At 46.2% G+C, this 15,364-nt stretch carries 17 protein-coding genes and 1 pseudogene; 8 read left to right on the plus strand and 10 right to left on the minus strand.

Annotation, left to right across the window (positions count from 1 at the left end):
* The first annotated feature begins 95 nt into the window (after window positions 1-95).
* Together AB3R30_RS14065 and AB3R30_RS14070 are read left to right on the plus strand one after the other, a co-directional pair.
* Window positions 96-293 (plus strand): hypothetical protein, encoded by a 198-nt coding sequence (locus tag AB3R30_RS14065; RefSeq protein ID WP_458649826.1) that lies wholly within the window; start codon window positions 96-98, stop codon window positions 291-293.
* 49 nt (window positions 294-342) lie between these two features.
* On the plus strand, window positions 343-573 hold the full coding sequence (locus tag AB3R30_RS14070) for a hypothetical protein (RefSeq protein ID WP_458649827.1): 231 nt from the start codon (window positions 343-345) through the stop codon (window positions 571-573).
* Between the two features lie 174 nt (window positions 574-747).
* On the opposite strand, the gene AB3R30_RS14075 is transcribed toward AB3R30_RS14070, so the two are convergent.
* Window positions 748-1,191 carry an HNH endonuclease gene (locus AB3R30_RS14075; protein ID WP_458649828.1) on the minus strand — a complete coding sequence of 148 codons (444 nt, stop codon included), beginning with the start codon at window positions 1,189-1,191 and terminating at the stop codon, window positions 748-750.
* Window positions 1,188-1,445 (minus strand): hypothetical protein, encoded by a 258-nt coding sequence (locus tag AB3R30_RS14080; protein WP_458649829.1) that lies wholly within the window; start codon window positions 1,443-1,445, stop codon window positions 1,188-1,190. The genes AB3R30_RS14075 and AB3R30_RS14080 overlap by 4 nt, the downstream gene beginning before the upstream one ends.
* A 233-nt stretch (window positions 1,446-1,678) precedes the next feature.
* On the opposite strand from AB3R30_RS14080, the pseudogene AB3R30_RS14085 reads away from it, so the two are divergent.
* Window positions 1,679-2,764, plus strand: a pseudogene (locus AB3R30_RS14085) (ISKra4 family transposase).
* A 398-nt stretch (window positions 2,765-3,162) separates the two neighbouring features.
* Here the strand turns inward: AB3R30_RS14085 and AB3R30_RS14090 are convergent.
* The gene (locus AB3R30_RS14090; RefSeq protein ID WP_458649830.1) at window positions 3,163-3,762 is read right to left on the minus strand and encodes a Uma2 family endonuclease; all 600 of its coding nucleotides are present in this window, start codon (window positions 3,760-3,762) and stop codon (window positions 3,163-3,165) included.
* Entirely contained in the window at window positions 3,759-3,905 is a 147-nt protein-coding gene (locus AB3R30_RS14095) for a hypothetical protein (protein ID WP_458649831.1), read from the minus strand. Before AB3R30_RS14095 ends, AB3R30_RS14090 begins: the two co-directional genes overlap by 4 nt.
* Window positions 3,906-3,978: 73 nt before the next feature.
* Between AB3R30_RS14095 and AB3R30_RS14100 the strand changes: the two genes are divergently transcribed.
* The 4 genes from AB3R30_RS14100 to nirD all read left to right on the plus strand — a co-directional run bounded on the left by AB3R30_RS14100 (window position 3,979) and on the right by nirD (window position 8,593).
* Complete coding sequence (locus AB3R30_RS14100; protein WP_458649832.1) at window positions 3,979-4,617, plus strand: YqiA/YcfP family alpha/beta fold hydrolase; 639 nt, start codon at window positions 3,979-3,981, stop codon at window positions 4,615-4,617.
* A gap of 36 nt (window positions 4,618-4,653) precedes the next feature.
* Window positions 4,654-5,226, plus strand: a complete 573-nt coding sequence (locus AB3R30_RS14105; protein WP_458649833.1) for an SMI1/KNR4 family protein — start codon at window positions 4,654-4,656, stop codon at window positions 5,224-5,226.
* Between the two features lie 279 nt (window positions 5,227-5,505).
* On the plus strand, window positions 5,506-8,067 hold the full coding sequence (nirB, locus tag AB3R30_RS14110) for a nitrite reductase large subunit NirB (RefSeq protein WP_458649834.1): 2,562 nt from the start codon (window positions 5,506-5,508) through the stop codon (window positions 8,065-8,067).
* Between the two features lie 112 nt (window positions 8,068-8,179).
* On the plus strand, window positions 8,180-8,593 hold the full coding sequence (nirD, locus tag AB3R30_RS14115) for a nitrite reductase small subunit NirD (protein WP_458649835.1): 414 nt from the start codon (window positions 8,180-8,182) through the stop codon (window positions 8,591-8,593).
* A gap of 6 nt (window positions 8,594-8,599) precedes the next feature.
* On the opposite strand, the gene AB3R30_RS14120 is transcribed toward nirD, so the two are convergent.
* The 4 genes from AB3R30_RS14120 to AB3R30_RS14135 form a co-directional block, all read right to left on the minus strand.
* Window positions 8,600-9,916: a histidine kinase gene (locus tag AB3R30_RS14120; RefSeq protein ID WP_458649836.1), complete on the minus strand. Its 1,317-nt coding sequence runs from the start codon at window positions 9,914-9,916 to the stop codon at window positions 8,600-8,602.
* A 256-nt stretch (window positions 9,917-10,172) separates the two neighbouring features.
* Window positions 10,173-10,427, minus strand: coding sequence for a hypothetical protein (locus AB3R30_RS14125; RefSeq protein WP_458649837.1), 255 nt, complete (start codon window positions 10,425-10,427; stop codon window positions 10,173-10,175).
* Between the two features lie 15 nt (window positions 10,428-10,442).
* Entirely contained in the window at window positions 10,443-11,621 is a 1,179-nt protein-coding gene (locus AB3R30_RS14130; protein WP_458649838.1) for an esterase-like activity of phytase family protein, read from the minus strand.
* 53 nt (window positions 11,622-11,674) lie between these two features.
* Window positions 11,675-12,769, minus strand: coding sequence for a leucine-rich repeat domain-containing protein (locus AB3R30_RS14135; RefSeq protein ID WP_458649839.1), 1,095 nt, complete (start codon window positions 12,767-12,769; stop codon window positions 11,675-11,677).
* A gap of 541 nt (window positions 12,770-13,310) precedes the next feature.
* On the opposite strand from AB3R30_RS14135, the gene AB3R30_RS14140 reads away from it, so the two are divergent.
* A complete protein-coding gene (locus AB3R30_RS14140; RefSeq protein ID WP_458649840.1) occupies window positions 13,311-14,669 on the plus strand; it encodes an FAD-binding oxidoreductase in 1,359 nt (452 codons plus the stop codon).
* A gap of 184 nt (window positions 14,670-14,853) precedes the next feature.
* On the opposite strand, the gene AB3R30_RS14145 is transcribed toward AB3R30_RS14140, so the two are convergent.
* Window positions 14,854-15,072, minus strand: coding sequence for a hypothetical protein (locus tag AB3R30_RS14145; RefSeq protein WP_458649841.1), 219 nt, complete (start codon window positions 15,070-15,072; stop codon window positions 14,854-14,856).
* 203 nt (window positions 15,073-15,275) lie between these two features.
* Window positions 15,276-15,341, minus strand: a complete 66-nt coding sequence (locus tag AB3R30_RS14150; protein ID WP_458649911.1) for a hypothetical protein — start codon at window positions 15,339-15,341, stop codon at window positions 15,276-15,278.
* Window positions 15,342-15,364 lie beyond the last annotated feature (23 nt).

Genomic DNA, 15,364 nt, shown 5'->3' on the forward strand with positions numbered 1-15,364 from the left:
AAGTTTTGTCTGTGCGCTGTGCTTATCTCAATGGTCAACTCGAATTTTGATTGTTTTTACCACTTTGAGATGCTCCCGTTTTGTTTTCAAAGAAAATGGTTTTTCTTGGTCAAGTGACAGATAAGGAAGTTCAGGTACGAGTGCGAGATTTGCTCTCTGGCGAAGCGTACAAATGCAAAGATCTGAGTGAAGTAATTGCTTATTCGGACAGCGTGAAAAGCGCTTGTGAAACCCTCAAAAGCTACCTAGAAGTAGCTCGAAGTTTTGGTGGGGAAGAAATTTTGGAAGTTTAATAATTTCCAAAAACTATTTTTTAGTGCATACCTTAGCAGGAGTTGAATAATGGCTGAACTTATCAGCAAAAGCAATGCGGATTCTCTATGGGTACTTAAAAAAAGTAAGTATCCTGGCATTACAGATTTGCACGTTCATCAACATTCCAAGGGATTAACATTAACCGCAGTTTATAAAGGTCACAAAGAGCATCTTGATATCGATAAGCACCAAACTGTTGAGGATTTTGGGCATACTTTGGAATATTTCTATTCAAAACTTGTGCAGAAATGGGGTTGATTCTATAGTTTGATGATTTTGCAAAGCAGTCTAACAAACCTGGTGTAGCAGATTGACCTCAGACACTTGTGCAGTTGCAGGGCGATCTGCAACCGCTGACCAGGCACGTTATGTAGATCGCTCTGAGAAAAGGAACTCGCGATCTCGCTTTTTTGAGAAAGAGGGCGATCGTTTCTATCTTTCCATTTGCCTCAAAGCCGCAGCAGTGGGATAGCGGTTTATTGTGATTAAAAATTGTCGCTCCAAGCAGCGATCGTCATTGTTAAACTCTAGAATTTTTGCAGTAACTTCACCAACCAATGTGAGCGGTAAAATCATCAACTCACTCAACTGAAAATGGTGACTCCAGCGATTGTGGCGTGGGTCAAAGAAGCGGATTAGTTCACGATTAGGTAACAGCACAGAACCCAGATCGCTTCCTTTATATCGATTACAAAAAGCACAAGCATAAGCAAGATTATCTGACTCTGTTGATCCACCATGCTTGACGCTAACAATGTGATCAACCTGACAACCCAGAAAAGTATCTTCTTCGTGAATCAAACAATATTCACAAAGATGATCGGCGCGTTCAGAAATCAATCGCCTCAACTCTTCATTAATATACGGACGACTCATAAGCCACGATCGATCTCCGCAGTCAAATACTGTCGGGCACGAGCCTTTGCTAATCTCATCAAATGCTCTAACTGCAAATAATGGTCTAATTCAGACTTCTCTGCTGAAGAGATCCCCTCTGTTTTCTCACAAGCAATTAATTCAGCAACTCTCTCTTTAACCTCTTTCGATGGCTGGAAAGCAACTAAAGTATCAGGGCTAGTTCCAACTGCAATAAACTCAATCAGTTCTTCGTAAGCTTTAGCAACAGCCATAATCAGTCATGAGTTGTGTGAGGGCGATAAAATCCTAATATGATCAGTATAATCAAAATTTTTCCTGCAAAAACGATACGCACTTCACATGCTACGCCAACGCGCTTTTTGGGAAGAACTATGAGGGCGATCGCAGAGAGTGTATCCACCTTTGTGACGAGTATAAGTGCTTAGGTTTGTTTTTCTGAACCAGCGCTAAACCTTGAGCAATTGACCTCTACCGCAGGAGACGTATGGACACTGCCAAGAAAGCCCAAATCCAAGCCTACGCTCAAGCCATCGCCGCTCTATTGTACGAAGAAACTGACCCGGAACAAGTCAAAACATTAGCAGGAATTGAAGTGGCGGTGCGAGAGCATAGGCTTGAGCATGTGAGTCCAGAAATTGGTAATTTTTTATTGCAACAAGTAGTAGCACGACAAGCGGACGCAAACGCGCCATCGGCAGCATCATTGGACAATTGAGTGTGAGTGAGAAACAAGCTCAAAAACTGGATGTCAAAGCCTACACCCAATGGAGTCCCTATCTGGAAAAGTGTTGCTTGTTGTTGAGTGCGAATGAGTCCTATAAGCGGGCGGCTGAGGATATTCAAGTCTTGACCGGAGTGGCGATTTCTCACAGCACCCAACAGCGGTTAGTGCATCGTCAAACCTTTGATTGACCGCAGGTGGTACAACCCGTTGAAGAGATGAGTGTGGATGGAGGCAAAGTGCGCTTGCGAACCCCGCAAGGCGAACCGAGTGAATGGCGAGACTACAAAGCCGTGAATCTGCACCAGTGCTGTGTGAGTGCGTTTTTCCAGGAGAATTCAAGCTTAGTGGACTGGGTTAATGCCCAAACCCTTGGCGACCCCGCTGACTTGCCTAGGCGATGGGCATGACGGCATCTGGAATCTCTATGGGGCGATTGGCAACCTCACTGGACGACGAGAGATTTTGGACTGGGATCACCTGGTCGAGAATTTGGGCAAAGTGGGCGGTTCTGTACAACGCTTAGATGCGGCAGAAGCCCGTTTGTGGCAAGGTGATGTGGATGGTGCCATTGAGCAGTTCAACGTAGGGCAAAGCCCCGCCGAAGGCGTATGGCAACACGAGCGAGTCATAACCTTTATTGCCTATCTGGGCAAACATCGACATCGGATTGTCAACTATGGCTATTACCAAGCTGAAGGCATTTCCATCGGTTCAGGTGCAATTGAATCAACGGTCAAACAAATTGGGCAACGGATAAAGCTAGCAGGAGCGCAATGGAAAAAGGACAATGTTCCGCAGGTGCTTCTCCAGCATACTGCTTACCTCAATGGGCAATTCTCAAATTAAGTCTTGCAAGACTGGGATACTCTCAAAAAGACCTTTAGGCAAAGTATCTTTTTCTAAAAGTTTGATTGCTGGTATGCCAGACCATAAGTCTTTACAGTCAAATGTCATTTAAGTGATTATCCCAGTCTGAATGCGGTGACTACAGTTAGTATTCCCATCTCAAACAAAAGATACTTATCGTTTTCTCGGTCTAACTTAGCAACACTGCACTTAAGTTGAATTGCTACCCGCTTTTGCAATTTTGCTTAAAGATAAAGCGATCTCCAACCTCAAGCGAACGTCATCAAAAAGCGTAATACAGAGTTAGTGCAATCTTCAGCAAAGTTCATTACTTATGTTCTCCTGGTCATACTAAGCTTTTGCAGATTGCTTGCCATAGCGCTTTTATCCCAAACATTTTAGGGGTTGCTCAGTTCGACTGCTGCAAAAAGTTGGGTGGCAGTTAACTGTAGTTGTGGAATTTTAAGAGATAGTAGCGATCGCTCCCCTTTAAATGTGCCAACTTCGATATAAGCGCCTGCCTTCAACTGCAACACCAGCACCGTTTGCTCTTCGGGATTCACAATCCAATACTCTGGAACGGCAACGGCGGCATACTGATCGCGTTTGTGCAGATAATCGCGATCGTAGCTAGTTTTGCCAGGGCTAACGACCTCCACTACAAGGCGAGGCGGAGGCATATCTAAGGAAATCGTGAGGCGTTTTTGCACGAGCGGCAAATGTTCTGGACGTAGCAACACCAAATCAGGAAACCGATTGGCAGCATCACTTGATCGCAACACGGGAGTTTGAATTTCGCAGCGCCCCATATGAATCAACTGAAACGGAATCCCAATCTCTCGCAATACCAAAAACAAATAGCTGGCAATAATGACATTTAATCCAGATTCTGGTGGCAATTCAAATAGCTCCCCATCAATCAATTCGCTACGTCCTTCAACCCCGGTATCTTCCAGAGCCAGGTATTCATCAAAGGTCAAATGCTGGGTCGCTTTCATAGAAAGAAGCAGATAAAGCGTGATGTACTTTGATTGTATCGTGACAGGTTTTCTGAGGAAAAATTGTGCTGATAGATAATGACTTTATCTTTATCTAATGCCGCGATCGCCAAATTTGCCGTGTAATCAATTGATTTGAACATCGTTATAAGGCTTGTTAAAGTCAGGCTCTAAACCAATTGATTATGATTTGAATGATCGTCCATTAAAAAACCAATGCACCAATATTTTTATCTTCATGGGTTTGCCTCCAGCCCTCAGTCGGTTAAAGCGAAAAGCTTGAGCGATCGCTTTGCCCAACTTAACTTGCCCTTAACGATTCCCGACCTAAACCAAGGCGATTTCACCTATCTCACCTTGACTCGCCAACTACAACAAGTGGAAGCTGAATTGCCAGCCCCGCCAGCCCCCGTTACTTTGATTGGTTCTAGTTTTGGCGGATTAACTGCTGCTTGGCTAGGGCAACGTCAACCCCAAGTAGAGCGATTAGTTTTGCTTGCGCCAGCTTTCGGATTTCTCTCCCATTGGTTGCCTCGCTTAGGTTACGAACAAGTGCAGCAGTGGAAAACGGAAGGCTTTTTGCCCGTCTATCACTATGGCGCAGAGAAAATGCTGCCGATTAGCTATCAGTTTGCTGAAGATGCTGCTCACTATCGCGAAACCGAATTGTTGCGATCGGTGCCAACCTTACTATTTCATGGCAAAAATGATGAAGTCATTCCGCTACAAACCAGCATTGAATTTGCCGAAGCGCGACCCTGGGTGACTCTAGTTGAACTCGACAGCGACCACGGCTTAACCGATGCCAGCGACATCATTTGGCAAGGCATTCAAGAGTTTTGCTCACTGACATAATTCATTAATTCATGGGTCTAGTTCATCGGTCTTAATATGCATACATGGCTTCCAAAAAAGATTGAGCAGGCACAACAAGTATTAAAAGCTCAAAATGTTGAGCTAGGGTTTAAATTCAACGCGCCTGCCACTCAAAATGATATTCAACGCTGTGAAGAAGAGCTTGGATTTGTTCTACCTGATAGCTACAAAGAATTTTTGAAGTTTAGCAATGGAGCAAATATTTTTTGCAGCGATGAACCGAGTTTTGAAATTAATTCGCCCTGGTGGACTAATAGTGGAGTTCTGATTCAAAGCACCAGTGCTCTTGTTCCGTTTAATTATTACCAAGACAAGGTTTATGTCGAGGATGATGGCGAGAAAAAGTATATTGCTTTTTGTTATTTAGGTTATGTAAACACAGGTGATTTCTGTAGTTTTGATATTACAACCTTTGCCAATTCAGAGTACAAAGTGCTTGATTCTCAACATGATTACTTGTTTGAAGAGTGGCACACAGAGCACGTTATTGCTAACTCTTTTGAAGACTGGCTGATTAAGATTTTCGATGAAGTAACTCAAAACAATGGTCGTCCAGAATATTGGATTCCATCACCTTTACAAGAATGATAGGCTGCAACTCAACTCAAAGACGTAAAAGCAGCGAAACTGTGCTCTTAATGACATGCCATATCTTTTGAGCATTGGCTTTGAGCCATAGGAGACAGCGATCGCAATTATAGTTTGGCGCTTTGTCTTCTTGAAGCAAATCCAATGCCATAAAAAGATTGGGATTATGCGCTTTACTCATTAAGTGAGTTTTTTTGTAGCAATACTCACAAAACAAACTGAGCAAATCGAACACTGTCTTAGACAGAGATCTTTCATACGCGCAATTGAGAAGCCGATATGCCTGAGAAAAACTTGCCAACGAAAAACTTGATTGTGATTGGCAACGGAATGGTGGGTCACAAGTTTTTAGAGCGGATGGTTGCAAAAGGAGCGACTGAAACCTGGAACTTGACGACCTTTTGCGAAGAGCCTCGTGTTGCCTACGATCGCGTTCATCTTAGCGAGTTTTTCACCGGAAAAACGGCAGACGATTTGTCCTTGGTTGCGCCTGATTTCTACCTAGAAAACACTATTCAGGTACAGATCGGTGATAAAGCAGTCAGCATTGATCGAACCCACAAAACCGTCACCTCAGCCAACGGCATGGTGCTTCCCTATGACCATCTCGTGTTGGCAACAGGCTCCTATCCCTTTGTGCCACCCATCCAAGGCAAGGAGGCGCAGGGCACGTTTGTCTATCGCACGATCGAAGACCTAGAAGCGATGGCTGCCTATGCGAAACAGTGCAAAACGGGCGTGGTGATTGGCGGCGGCTTGTTGGGGCTGGAATGCGCCAATGCGTTAAAGAGTATGGGTTTAGACACTCATGTAGTCGAGTTTGCACCCCGATTGATGCCAGTGCAAATTGATGAATTGGGCGGTGCGGTACTGCGAGACAAGATTGAAGCGCTGGGAGTGGGTGTGCATGTCAATAAATCCACCAGCGGAATTGTCATGAATGAGCAGGGGCAGGTCTGCAAGATGCTGTTTGCGGATGGCTCGGAATTGCAAACCGACATGATTGTATTTTCGGCAGGGATTCGCCCCCGTGATGAACTGGCGCGGGAATCTGGGCTGGAAGTGGGCGATCGCGGCGGCATTGTGATTAATGACTATTGTCAAACCTCTGATCCTACAATCTACGCGATCGGAGAATGCGCCCTTTACAATCAGCGCATTTATGGCTTGGTTGCTCCCGGCTATACGATGGCAAGCGTGGCAGCCGATAACCTGTGCGAGTTCGGCAGCAGCAGCTTCACCGGGGCGGATATGTCTACCAAGCTGAAACTTTTGGGTGTAGATGTTGCCAGCTTTGGCGATGGCTTTAGCAAAACTCCCGGCGCAAAAGACCTAACCTGGATTGATAATCAACAGGGCATTTATAAAAAGCTGGTGTTGAATGAAGCGGGCGATCGCGTGTTGGGTGGCATTCTGATTGGCGATGCCTCTGCCTATGGCACCCTGCTGCAAATGATGCAAAACGATATGGCAGTGCCGCCCTATGCTGAAGACTTGCTGATCCCGCCCCGCGAAGACAAAGCCACCGTCAGCATGGGTGTAGACAGCTTGCCCGACAGCGCCCAAATCTGTTCGTGCAACAACGTCACTAAGGGCGACATTTGCTCGGCAATTCAAGCAGGCAACCTGACGGATATTGGCACCGTTAAAAAATGTACTACGGCAGGAACAGGTTGTGGTGGCTGTGTGCCGCTGGTCACAGATCTGCTGAAAATGGAGATGAAAAAAGCCGGACTAGAAGTGAAAAATCATCTGTGTGAACACTTCACCTACTCGCGTCAAGAGCTTTATCATCTCGTTCGCACCCAAGGCATCCAAACCTTTGAAGAACTGCTGGTGCTATACGGCGAGGGGAAAGGCTGTGAGATTTGCAAACCCGCGATCGCGTCTATCCTTGCCTCCACCTGGAATGAGCATATTTTGAATGCGCCTCACGCGGGCTTACAAGATACCAACGATGCGTTTCTGGCAAACATTCAGCGAGACGGCACCTATTCCGTGATTCCGCGCATTCCCGGTGGAGAGATAACCCCAGAGAAGCTGATTGTGCTGGGTGAAGTGGCACGCGACTTTGACCTCTACACCAAAATTACCGGCGGTCAGCGGATCGATTTGCTGGGCGCACGGGTCGATCAACTGCCGCTGATCTGGGAACGATTAATTGCAGCAGGTTTTGAATCAGGTCATGCCTATGGCAAAGCGCTACGCACGGTGAAATCCTGTGTGGGAAGTACCTGGTGCCGTTTTGGAGTGCAGGATTCTACTAACTTGGCGATCGCTATAGAACTGCGCTATCGCGGACTCCGGGCACCCCACAAAATCAAAAGTGCGGTATCCGGCTGCACCCGCGAATGTGCCGAAGCGCAAAGCAAAGACTTTGGCATAATTGCCACCGAAAAAGGCTGGAATCTATACGTCTGCGGCAATGGCGGCATTAAACCCCAACACGCTGTATTACTCGCTGCCGACATTGATCAAGAAACGCTGATTAAATACTGCGATCGCTTCCTCATGTTCTACATCCGCACCGCAAATCGGCTAGAGCGCACGGCTACTTGGCTAAACAAGCTAGAAGGCGGCATCGAATACCTCAAGCAAGTAGTGATTGAAGACTCCCTCGGTATCTGTGCCCAACTGGAAGCAGAAATGTCCTACCAAGTTGCCACCTACGCCTGCGAATGGAAAAAAACAGTCGAAGATCCCGCCAAACGCCAGCGCTTTACCCACTTCGTCAACTCCGATCAACCAGATCCAGCCCTACTCTTCGTCGAAGAACGAGATCAAAAACGTCCAGCCTATGAACACGAACGCCAGTTGATGGAATTAGGAGCTAGAAGTTAGGGGCAAGGGTAAACATTTTGTCTCCTGTCACCTTCATCTCTCAGTATCCGAGACTTAAATGCTTGTGTGTCTTAAAACTCAAAACTCAAAACTCAAAACTCAAAACGACATCATGACTCAATCTCTTTCTAATCAACAGGTTGCCCAGTGGATTTCTGTTTGTTCTTTAGACCGCATTCTGCCCAACACAGGGGTCTGCGCTCTCGTCAATGGTGAACAAATTGCTGTATTTCGCATCGGGCGAAGTGAAGTAGAGCAGAGTGAAACAGTCTACGCTATCAGCAACTATGATCCTTTTAGCAAAGCACAGGTTTTATCACGAGGGATTGTGGGCGATTCCCGTAGGGATCGTTCTACGAATCGCAACGGCATTCCCAAAGTAGCTTCCCCCATTTACAAGCAAAACTTCAGCCTGCTCACGGGGCAATGTTTGGATGATGAAAGCGTCAGCGTACTCACCTATCCAGTTCAAGTAGTGGACGGTCAGGTGCAAATTGGGATCATCAATCAATCATCTGAATCCTAACTTGATCTACTTCCGAAAGACAGGCAGCGTGAAGTGAAAGCAACTGCCGTGATTTGAGGTAGAGTCTACCCAAATTTGCCCATAGTGAGCGCGAATAATTCGCTGGCATAAAGACAGCCCAATCCCATATCCTGATTTGTCTTCATCTCGTTTGAGGCGAAAGCATTCCTCAAAAATTCGCTCTTGATTTTCCGAAGGAATCCCAGGTCCGTTATCTTCCACGCTGACCTGTACTTTTTGCGTCGTGCGATGCAGAGCGGAAAGCTGAATGGTGCCGCCGGGTGGCGTATATTTCACGGCATTGTCGAGCAGATTGGTTAAAACTTGGCGAATTCGTTCCCCATCCGCCAGGATCATTGGTAAATCTGAGGGGATATCTTTTTCAACCTGCTGGGATTTTTCTAAAAAACGATCTTGCAGATCATTCAGTACATCTAAGCATAAAGCGCCTAAATCCAGCTTGTGGGGATGAATGCGCGCATCCGAACCAATGCCGCGTGCCGCCTGCAAAACATCGGTAATCATTCGATCAATCGCCCGTGTTTGAGTGCGAGCATGGTTCAGTAATCGAGCCGTTAATTGGGGCGTTAGGCGCTCTACCCCGTCTTTAGGATTACAGTCTCGTTCCAATGTCTCCAAGGCGATCGACGTTGCGGTCAGTGGGTTACGTAAATCATGCGCCAACATCGCCAGAATTTGATCTTTGAATTGAAGTTGATGCTCTAGATCCTCTTTTTCGCGCTTTAAACGAAAGACTTCATCGGACAACCGAATTAACTCGGTCGATCGCGTGACCCAATTGAACGACGCTGAGCTATCAAATGCATCTTTGAGACTGCGTAAAGTGGAAACCTGCTCAACTTCAGCCGATAGATTACGCGATTCCAAATTTGTGGAGGCGGCGGCACTGCCATCTCCGGTCTGTGGAGTGACAGCGGCAATTTCAAGCGCAAGCGTTTGTTTCAGCGATCGCACCTCAACAGCACTAGAATCCGCAGTTGCTAAATACTCTGCCACAGAGCGCTGCCAATGAATCCACCAATGTTGTAATTGCTGCACCAACGTACTGCCAGCCAAAGTTTGACGAGGTTCTGGATGAATTTTGATCAAAGCGGGTGTGGCAATCAAGCGAAAATATTCAGCCAAATAAGGCTGTTCACTCACATCAATAATTTGAAGCTCAAACTCACACTCTCTCCGTAACTCTTTCAGAGCAGTACGAACCTGCTGAACTTGCTCTCTAGAACTCGGTCGTTTATCTATAAACAGCAAGAGTTGCAGCGGACAATCGGCAATATTGGGCTGATCAGGGTTTGCCTGCATTCGATGCTTTGCCTCTACAGCTTTGAATCATTCACCAAGATGGGTTATCCCTTAAGGATTCAGCCTAGCAAATATAAAGAAAACATTACGCTAGAACGTAACATACTGCTAAATATAAGTTTCTGAGCTTTAACAGACCGTATCCTATCCTTACATTTTATGATCTAGCTGTTTGATTATCTTGTTCGCTCCAAGATTTTTCTTTGTATTTTGCAGCGATCGCAGCAGTTGGTGAGGTTGGTCTGATATGAGCGTTTTAGGGATTACCATCGAGTTCTTCCGTAGTTCGATTAGCCTCATCAACGTTTGCTAAAATTTCCGCTTCTACCTGCTGAGGAGTTAGGTTCCGCGATCTCATCTCTTCCGCTTTTATTACCATCGCTTGCATTATAGGTTCAGAAAAAGGTTGAACTGAACCAGGGGCAGCGTTCATTCTGCCTCGAATATCGCCATCCCCAGAAACCAAACCTTGCATGGTTTTTATAAAAATCTGCCGTTCTTGTCTATTCATATATTTGCTTAAAAACTAGCGAAGTCCCTTAATCCGAAATAGAAAGAACAAAGTTGCTTGCTGGTCGCTAAAATTGTTGTCGCTAATTAATATTAAGCTTTTGCTACCATCGGGCAGTTGCGGTCCAAACGCGATGCCTTCTAAATTGTCGAGGGGAATGCCCAATTGGTTTAGATCAAGCAATAGCTTTTTACGAATGGGTTGCACTCCCGGAATTGATCCTTGAAAGTTCTCAATAGTCGTAGTATCGCTGGCGCTACCGGTTGCCAGTTGAAACAACTTTATGCCAAAACCATTGGTGCCAAACGATCGCTCAATGCTGATGAAATGTCCTCCTTGGTCGATCGCCAGCATCTCCGTCAATCCGTGAAATGAGGCACCTTTTGGCGGCGGCTCCATTTCATACAAATGCTCCGATAGCAGGAGAGAATAGGTTGGATCGAGGGAATAATGCAAAACACGGTTGCGGCTTGCCCCTTGCTGAGGATGTTCTGGACTGGTATCTTGCGTCAGTGCCGATTCAGTTGCAGTAAACAAGCGAAAGGGTTCAATCGCAACCGTACTGCCACCGCTCATATTCAACGTCAAAGATTCAAAGCCTAAGTTATCGCCTACGCCTTGAGTTTGCTTGCCGTTTTCAAATTTGGGCAGGTAGCGATCGGGAATCACCAAACTCCGTTTCCATTTCCCAGTTTTCAGGTCAAACTCGCGCACGAACGGAGCAATTCCCCGACTCGCAACCCCTTCACTCGAAATAAACAGCGTTCCCAACGGAGATAATACAATTCCTTCAGGATCAACCCCTCCCTTCTCGTATGGCTGACCCGTTTCATCCGTAATAAAAGTGACTCCTGTCACCTCAATCTGTTTAATCTTGGGTGTTTTGGGGTTGGCGGCATCTAAGTTCAGTTTCAATGTATAAAACCGCGCTGGAGCAAATTCGCTGCGATCGTCGGAGATGGCATACACCAGATTGCGCTGGCGATCGTAGGTAAGAGCCGATAAGCCACCCACGGGGGTATCCTGAAATTTTTGATTGGGCAACGTGTAGCTGCTCAAAAAATCGAGCGAGAGGTCAAGAAATATCCGTTGCTCTGCGCTGACTTGGGGCAAGTCACAGCCCGTTAGCAGGGTGGACAGTGAAATAACGCAGGCGAATAGAAACATAGTGAAGTTGAACCGACGATCGCTCACAAGATTTCTCCTAATGGGTCTACTTCACCTATTTAATTATCAGCGATCGCGTCCTACAATCGGCACCCAGATATCGGCTTGATGGGGCAAATTCTCTTTAGTAAAGGCGTTCTTCGCAAATCTAATTCTTTCAAATTGGACAATGTTTTAAGGACGCTCACATCCGTAACTCGTGTGTTGTAGAGATCGAGTTGAGCTAGAGGGGCGATCGCCCGAAGGGATTGAATATCCGCAACTCGCGTGTTAAACAACGATAGAGCTTTTAGCTTTGTTAGCTTACTTAAAGGACTAATATCCGAAATTGGATTATTTCCCAATAATAAATTACGCAGGTTAGTTAATGAGCTAAGTGGGCTAACATCTGATATTCGATTTTCAAACAGCGTCAAAGATTCAAGATTTGTCAAACTTTCTAATGGCTTTAAATCAGAAATCTTATTTTCAAATAAAACTAATGTTCTTAGATTCGTCAATAATTTGAGCGGACTCAAATCCTCAATTTGATTGTCATACAGCGACAGAATCCGTAAATTTTGCAGCGAAGCGAGAGGACTCAAATCCTCAATTTGATTGTTGTATAACGCAAGAGCCTCTAGTTTTGTGAGAGAGGCTAATGGACTAATGTCAGCAATTTGATTGTCATAGGCTAACAGGCTAGTTAACCCTTTTAACGATTCGAGTGGACGCAAATCTTCAATCTTATTCGTATCTACAAGCAGCGTCCGTAAATTAATCAGCGGGGCGAGGGGGCGCAAATCAGAAATTTGATTGGTGTCTAAAGACAGCCAAGTAAGGTTAGTTAACTGACTCAAAGGCTTGAGATCAGCGATTTTATTGTTACTGAGAATAAGCGTTTTGAGATTCACTAAGGATGCAAGTGGACTGAGGTCGATAATCTCGCTGCCTCCCAAAAAAAGTGCTGTCTGATTAGACAACTGCTGATCAGCAACCTGACAATCGGCTGTGTTTGCGGCGCTCATCAATAGGCGGATAGTCTGCTGGCTAGCAATAGGCAGGGAGGTTTGATTAGTACACCAATCTGCAAACCGTTTGTAGCTCAGAGTCGATGAAGGCTGAGCAGGAGTTGCTGCTAGCCCAAAATCTGAAAGAGCGATCGCGATCGCTCCAGCAGCTAGCCAAGACATCATGGTGTTTATCCGCTTTGTCTGTTGCATATCGGTTTGGTTTCATCGCCAACTTGTTTTATTATGATGCGCTCCTCATTGCTAATTCGCCAAGCCAATATCGCACCAAATGTCAAAATTGATGGCGTAGCGAGGGTTTTCAGCATTTTCACAAAAACTGTCCGAAGTATTGCTAAGCCTGGTAACATTTTTGTTTTTCTGGCTTCTCCAAAAGTGGCATAGCCTGCCTGCAATGAGGACAAAACCAGTAAATTTTCGCTCTACTAACATGGCGCAAGAGTTGATCGGAACAGCAAGGACATTGCTTCATAATTTTGTCATCTTGCGTTAAAAATACAGACTACTCAAGTGTAGCTTTATTGAAAATAATTGTCAGCAAAGTGGCAGCTAGCAGTATTCATCTAAGCTGGCTGTCAAGACCTTATATTCTGATCGCTTGATTGCAACTGCTGATTATTTCCACTCAGGAGGGATGTTAAGATGCGGTAATATCTGGCGCTGCTAATGCTCATACCTTTTGTCCATCGATCTGTGAGAACTTGCCATGGTGTCTGCCGTGTCCCAATCTGATCTGAACCGTTTAATTGCTGAGTTGGCGGGATTAGAGATCATCACCGATGTGGCTCAAGTCAGTAAGTTGTCTCAGGATTACTATACCTATAGCCCGCTTCTTCAAGATGCGCTGGCAGATAAGCGGGGGGATATTGTGGTCAAAGTCACGAGTGAGGCGGAAGTGCTGCGGGTGGCAAAGGCATGTGTAAACCATAGAGTGCCGCTGACAGTGCGGGGGGCAGGCACGGGGAATTATGGGCAGTGTGTGCCGTTGGCAGGCGGTGTGATTCTGGATGTGTCTGGGATGCAGCAGGTGAAATGGGTGAAACCGGGGATTGCGTGTGTGGAGCCGGGAGCAAAACTCGCAGCGATCGATAAACAAACGCGAGAAAGCGGTTGGGAAATCCGTATGGCTCCTTCTACCTATCGCAAAGCCACAATTGGTGGGTTTATTGGTGGCGGTAGTGGTGGCATTGGTTCGATTACCTATGGACAATTGCGCGATCGCGGTAATTTGCTGGCACTGCGGGTCGTAACCATGGAAGCGGAACCGCAAGTGGTGGAACTGCGGGGCGATGATGTGTATAAAGTGGCGCACGCCTGGGGCACCAATGGCATCATCACTGAACTGGAAATTCCTTTAGCGCCTGCGTATGCTTGGGCAGAGGCGATCGTTGCCTTTAATGATTTCATGACCAGCGCTCGATTTGGTCAGGCATTGGGCAACAGTGACGGCATCCTCAAAAAAATGGTGTGTATCTGTGCTGATCCTTTACCGACTTACTTTGCCGCGTTAAAGAGCAGCATTCCAGCGGGTAGCCATGTGGCACTGGTATTAGTTGCAGAGTGCAGCTTGGAGCCGTTTGCAGAACTGGTGAAAGAATTTGGTGGGGAAGTTTGCTATCAAAAACTGGCGCAGGAAGCAAGCAAAGGCATCACGTTAGTAGAATATTCCTGGAACCACACCACGCTTCATGCTCGTAGCGTTGATCCGACTTTGACTTATCTGCAAACTTTGTTTCCGGATGATCCAGAGTTAAAGGTGCTTGAGCATTTGTATGATCACTATGGCGATGAAGTCATGATGCATCTGGAGTTTATTCGAGTCGGCGGATCGGTTCGTCCGGTTGGCTTGCAGGTGGTGCGATATACCACGGGCGATCGCCTTCAAGAAATTATGGACTATCACGAATCGGTCAATGCCTACATCTTCAATCCGCACACCTACATTTTGGAAGAAGGCGGTAGAAAAACCGTTGACATTCAGCATTTGCGCTTTAAGGAAAGGGTTGATCCATTAGGATTGCTCAATCCCGGCAAGATGAAAGCATGGCTCGAAAGGCGTAGCTAACGCGATGTGCGACTTTGCTGAAACAATGCATAGGCCGCCCTCACCCTAGCCCTCACCCGACGGGAGAGGGAACCGGAAATGTCCGAAAGCCCTTCTCCTTGGGGAGAAGGGTTGGGATGAGGGCGAATTAGTTGCACATTAGGTTAGCTAGGATTCCCTAATTTTGTAAGCAAATGTCTGAGCGTTAGCCATTCTTTTCTTGCTGCTTTGTCGCCAGAAGGTTCATCAAAACATTAGCCGCCTCGGAGCAATTGTAGGGCGACCAGACCGGATACTCTCGGTTCGCAACAAAGAAATTTGCATCTTCTGCTTTAACAAGCTCTGTTGCCAAAAACTGCATTAGCCGAAGCTTATCGATTTTCGGAAGTTCCTGGATTTGTGACATGAGTTCAGCCAATGGCATATGAGCATCTCCTCGTCTGGGGGATTAGTCAAAGGACAGAATGTCCTTCTCATTTTACTTTGGCGATCGCGTCCATCATCAACCAATCACAGCCTTACATGCGATTACCCTTTTGCTCAGCGCTACTAGAGAAAAGCAAAGCTGGGTCATGACAGGCAACCCAGCCTAAAGCAATCAGCAATTCGCTAAAAGTTGAGCAGGCACTAAGCCGATGCTTTACGGCGCTTAAAGTAAGCGAGACCGCTTCCAGCGAGAGCAATTCCCAGCATCGTGGTTGGTTCGGGTACAGCTT

Origin of the sequence: Sivoneniella epilithica UHCC 1019, assembly GCF_040830845.1 — a bacterium.
GTDB lineage: Bacteria > Cyanobacteriota > Cyanobacteriia > Leptolyngbyales > Leptolyngbyaceae > ULC077BIN1.

Coding starts and splice junctions, on each gene's coding strand:
- AB3R30_RS14065 (WP_458649826.1), top strand. CDS start 96: ATGGTTTTTCTTGGTCAAGTGACAGATAAGGAAGTTCAGGTACGAGTG.
- AB3R30_RS14070 (WP_458649827.1), top strand. CDS start 343: ATGGCTGAACTTATCAGCAAAAGCAATGCGGATTCTCTATGGGTACTT.
- AB3R30_RS14075 (WP_458649828.1), bottom strand. CDS start 1,191: ATGAGTCGTCCGTATATTAATGAAGAGTTGAGGCGATTGATTTCTGAA.
- AB3R30_RS14080 (WP_458649829.1), bottom strand. CDS start 1,445: ATGGCTGTTGCTAAAGCTTACGAAGAACTGATTGAGTTTATTGCAGTT.
- AB3R30_RS14090 (WP_458649830.1), bottom strand. CDS start 3,762: ATGAAAGCGACCCAGCATTTGACCTTTGATGAATACCTGGCTCTGGAA.
- AB3R30_RS14095 (WP_458649831.1), bottom strand. CDS start 3,905: ATGTTCAAATCAATTGATTACACGGCAAATTTGGCGATCGCGGCATTA.
- AB3R30_RS14100 (WP_458649832.1), top strand. CDS start 3,979: ATGCACCAATATTTTTATCTTCATGGGTTTGCCTCCAGCCCTCAGTCG.
- AB3R30_RS14105 (WP_458649833.1), top strand. CDS start 4,654: ATGCATACATGGCTTCCAAAAAAGATTGAGCAGGCACAACAAGTATTA.
- nirB (WP_458649834.1), top strand. CDS start 5,506: ATGCCTGAGAAAAACTTGCCAACGAAAAACTTGATTGTGATTGGCAAC.
- nirD (WP_458649835.1), top strand. CDS start 8,180: ATGACTCAATCTCTTTCTAATCAACAGGTTGCCCAGTGGATTTCTGTT.
- AB3R30_RS14120 (WP_458649836.1), bottom strand. CDS start 9,916: ATGCAGGCAAACCCTGATCAGCCCAATATTGCCGATTGTCCGCTGCAA.
- AB3R30_RS14125 (WP_458649837.1), bottom strand. CDS start 10,427: ATGAATAGACAAGAACGGCAGATTTTTATAAAAACCATGCAAGGTTTG.
- AB3R30_RS14135 (WP_458649839.1), bottom strand. CDS start 12,769: ATGATGTCTTGGCTAGCTGCTGGAGCGATCGCGATCGCTCTTTCAGAT.
- AB3R30_RS14140 (WP_458649840.1), top strand. CDS start 13,311: ATGGTGTCTGCCGTGTCCCAATCTGATCTGAACCGTTTAATTGCTGAG.
- AB3R30_RS14145 (WP_458649841.1), bottom strand. CDS start 15,072: ATGCCATTGGCTGAACTCATGTCACAAATCCAGGAACTTCCGAAAATC.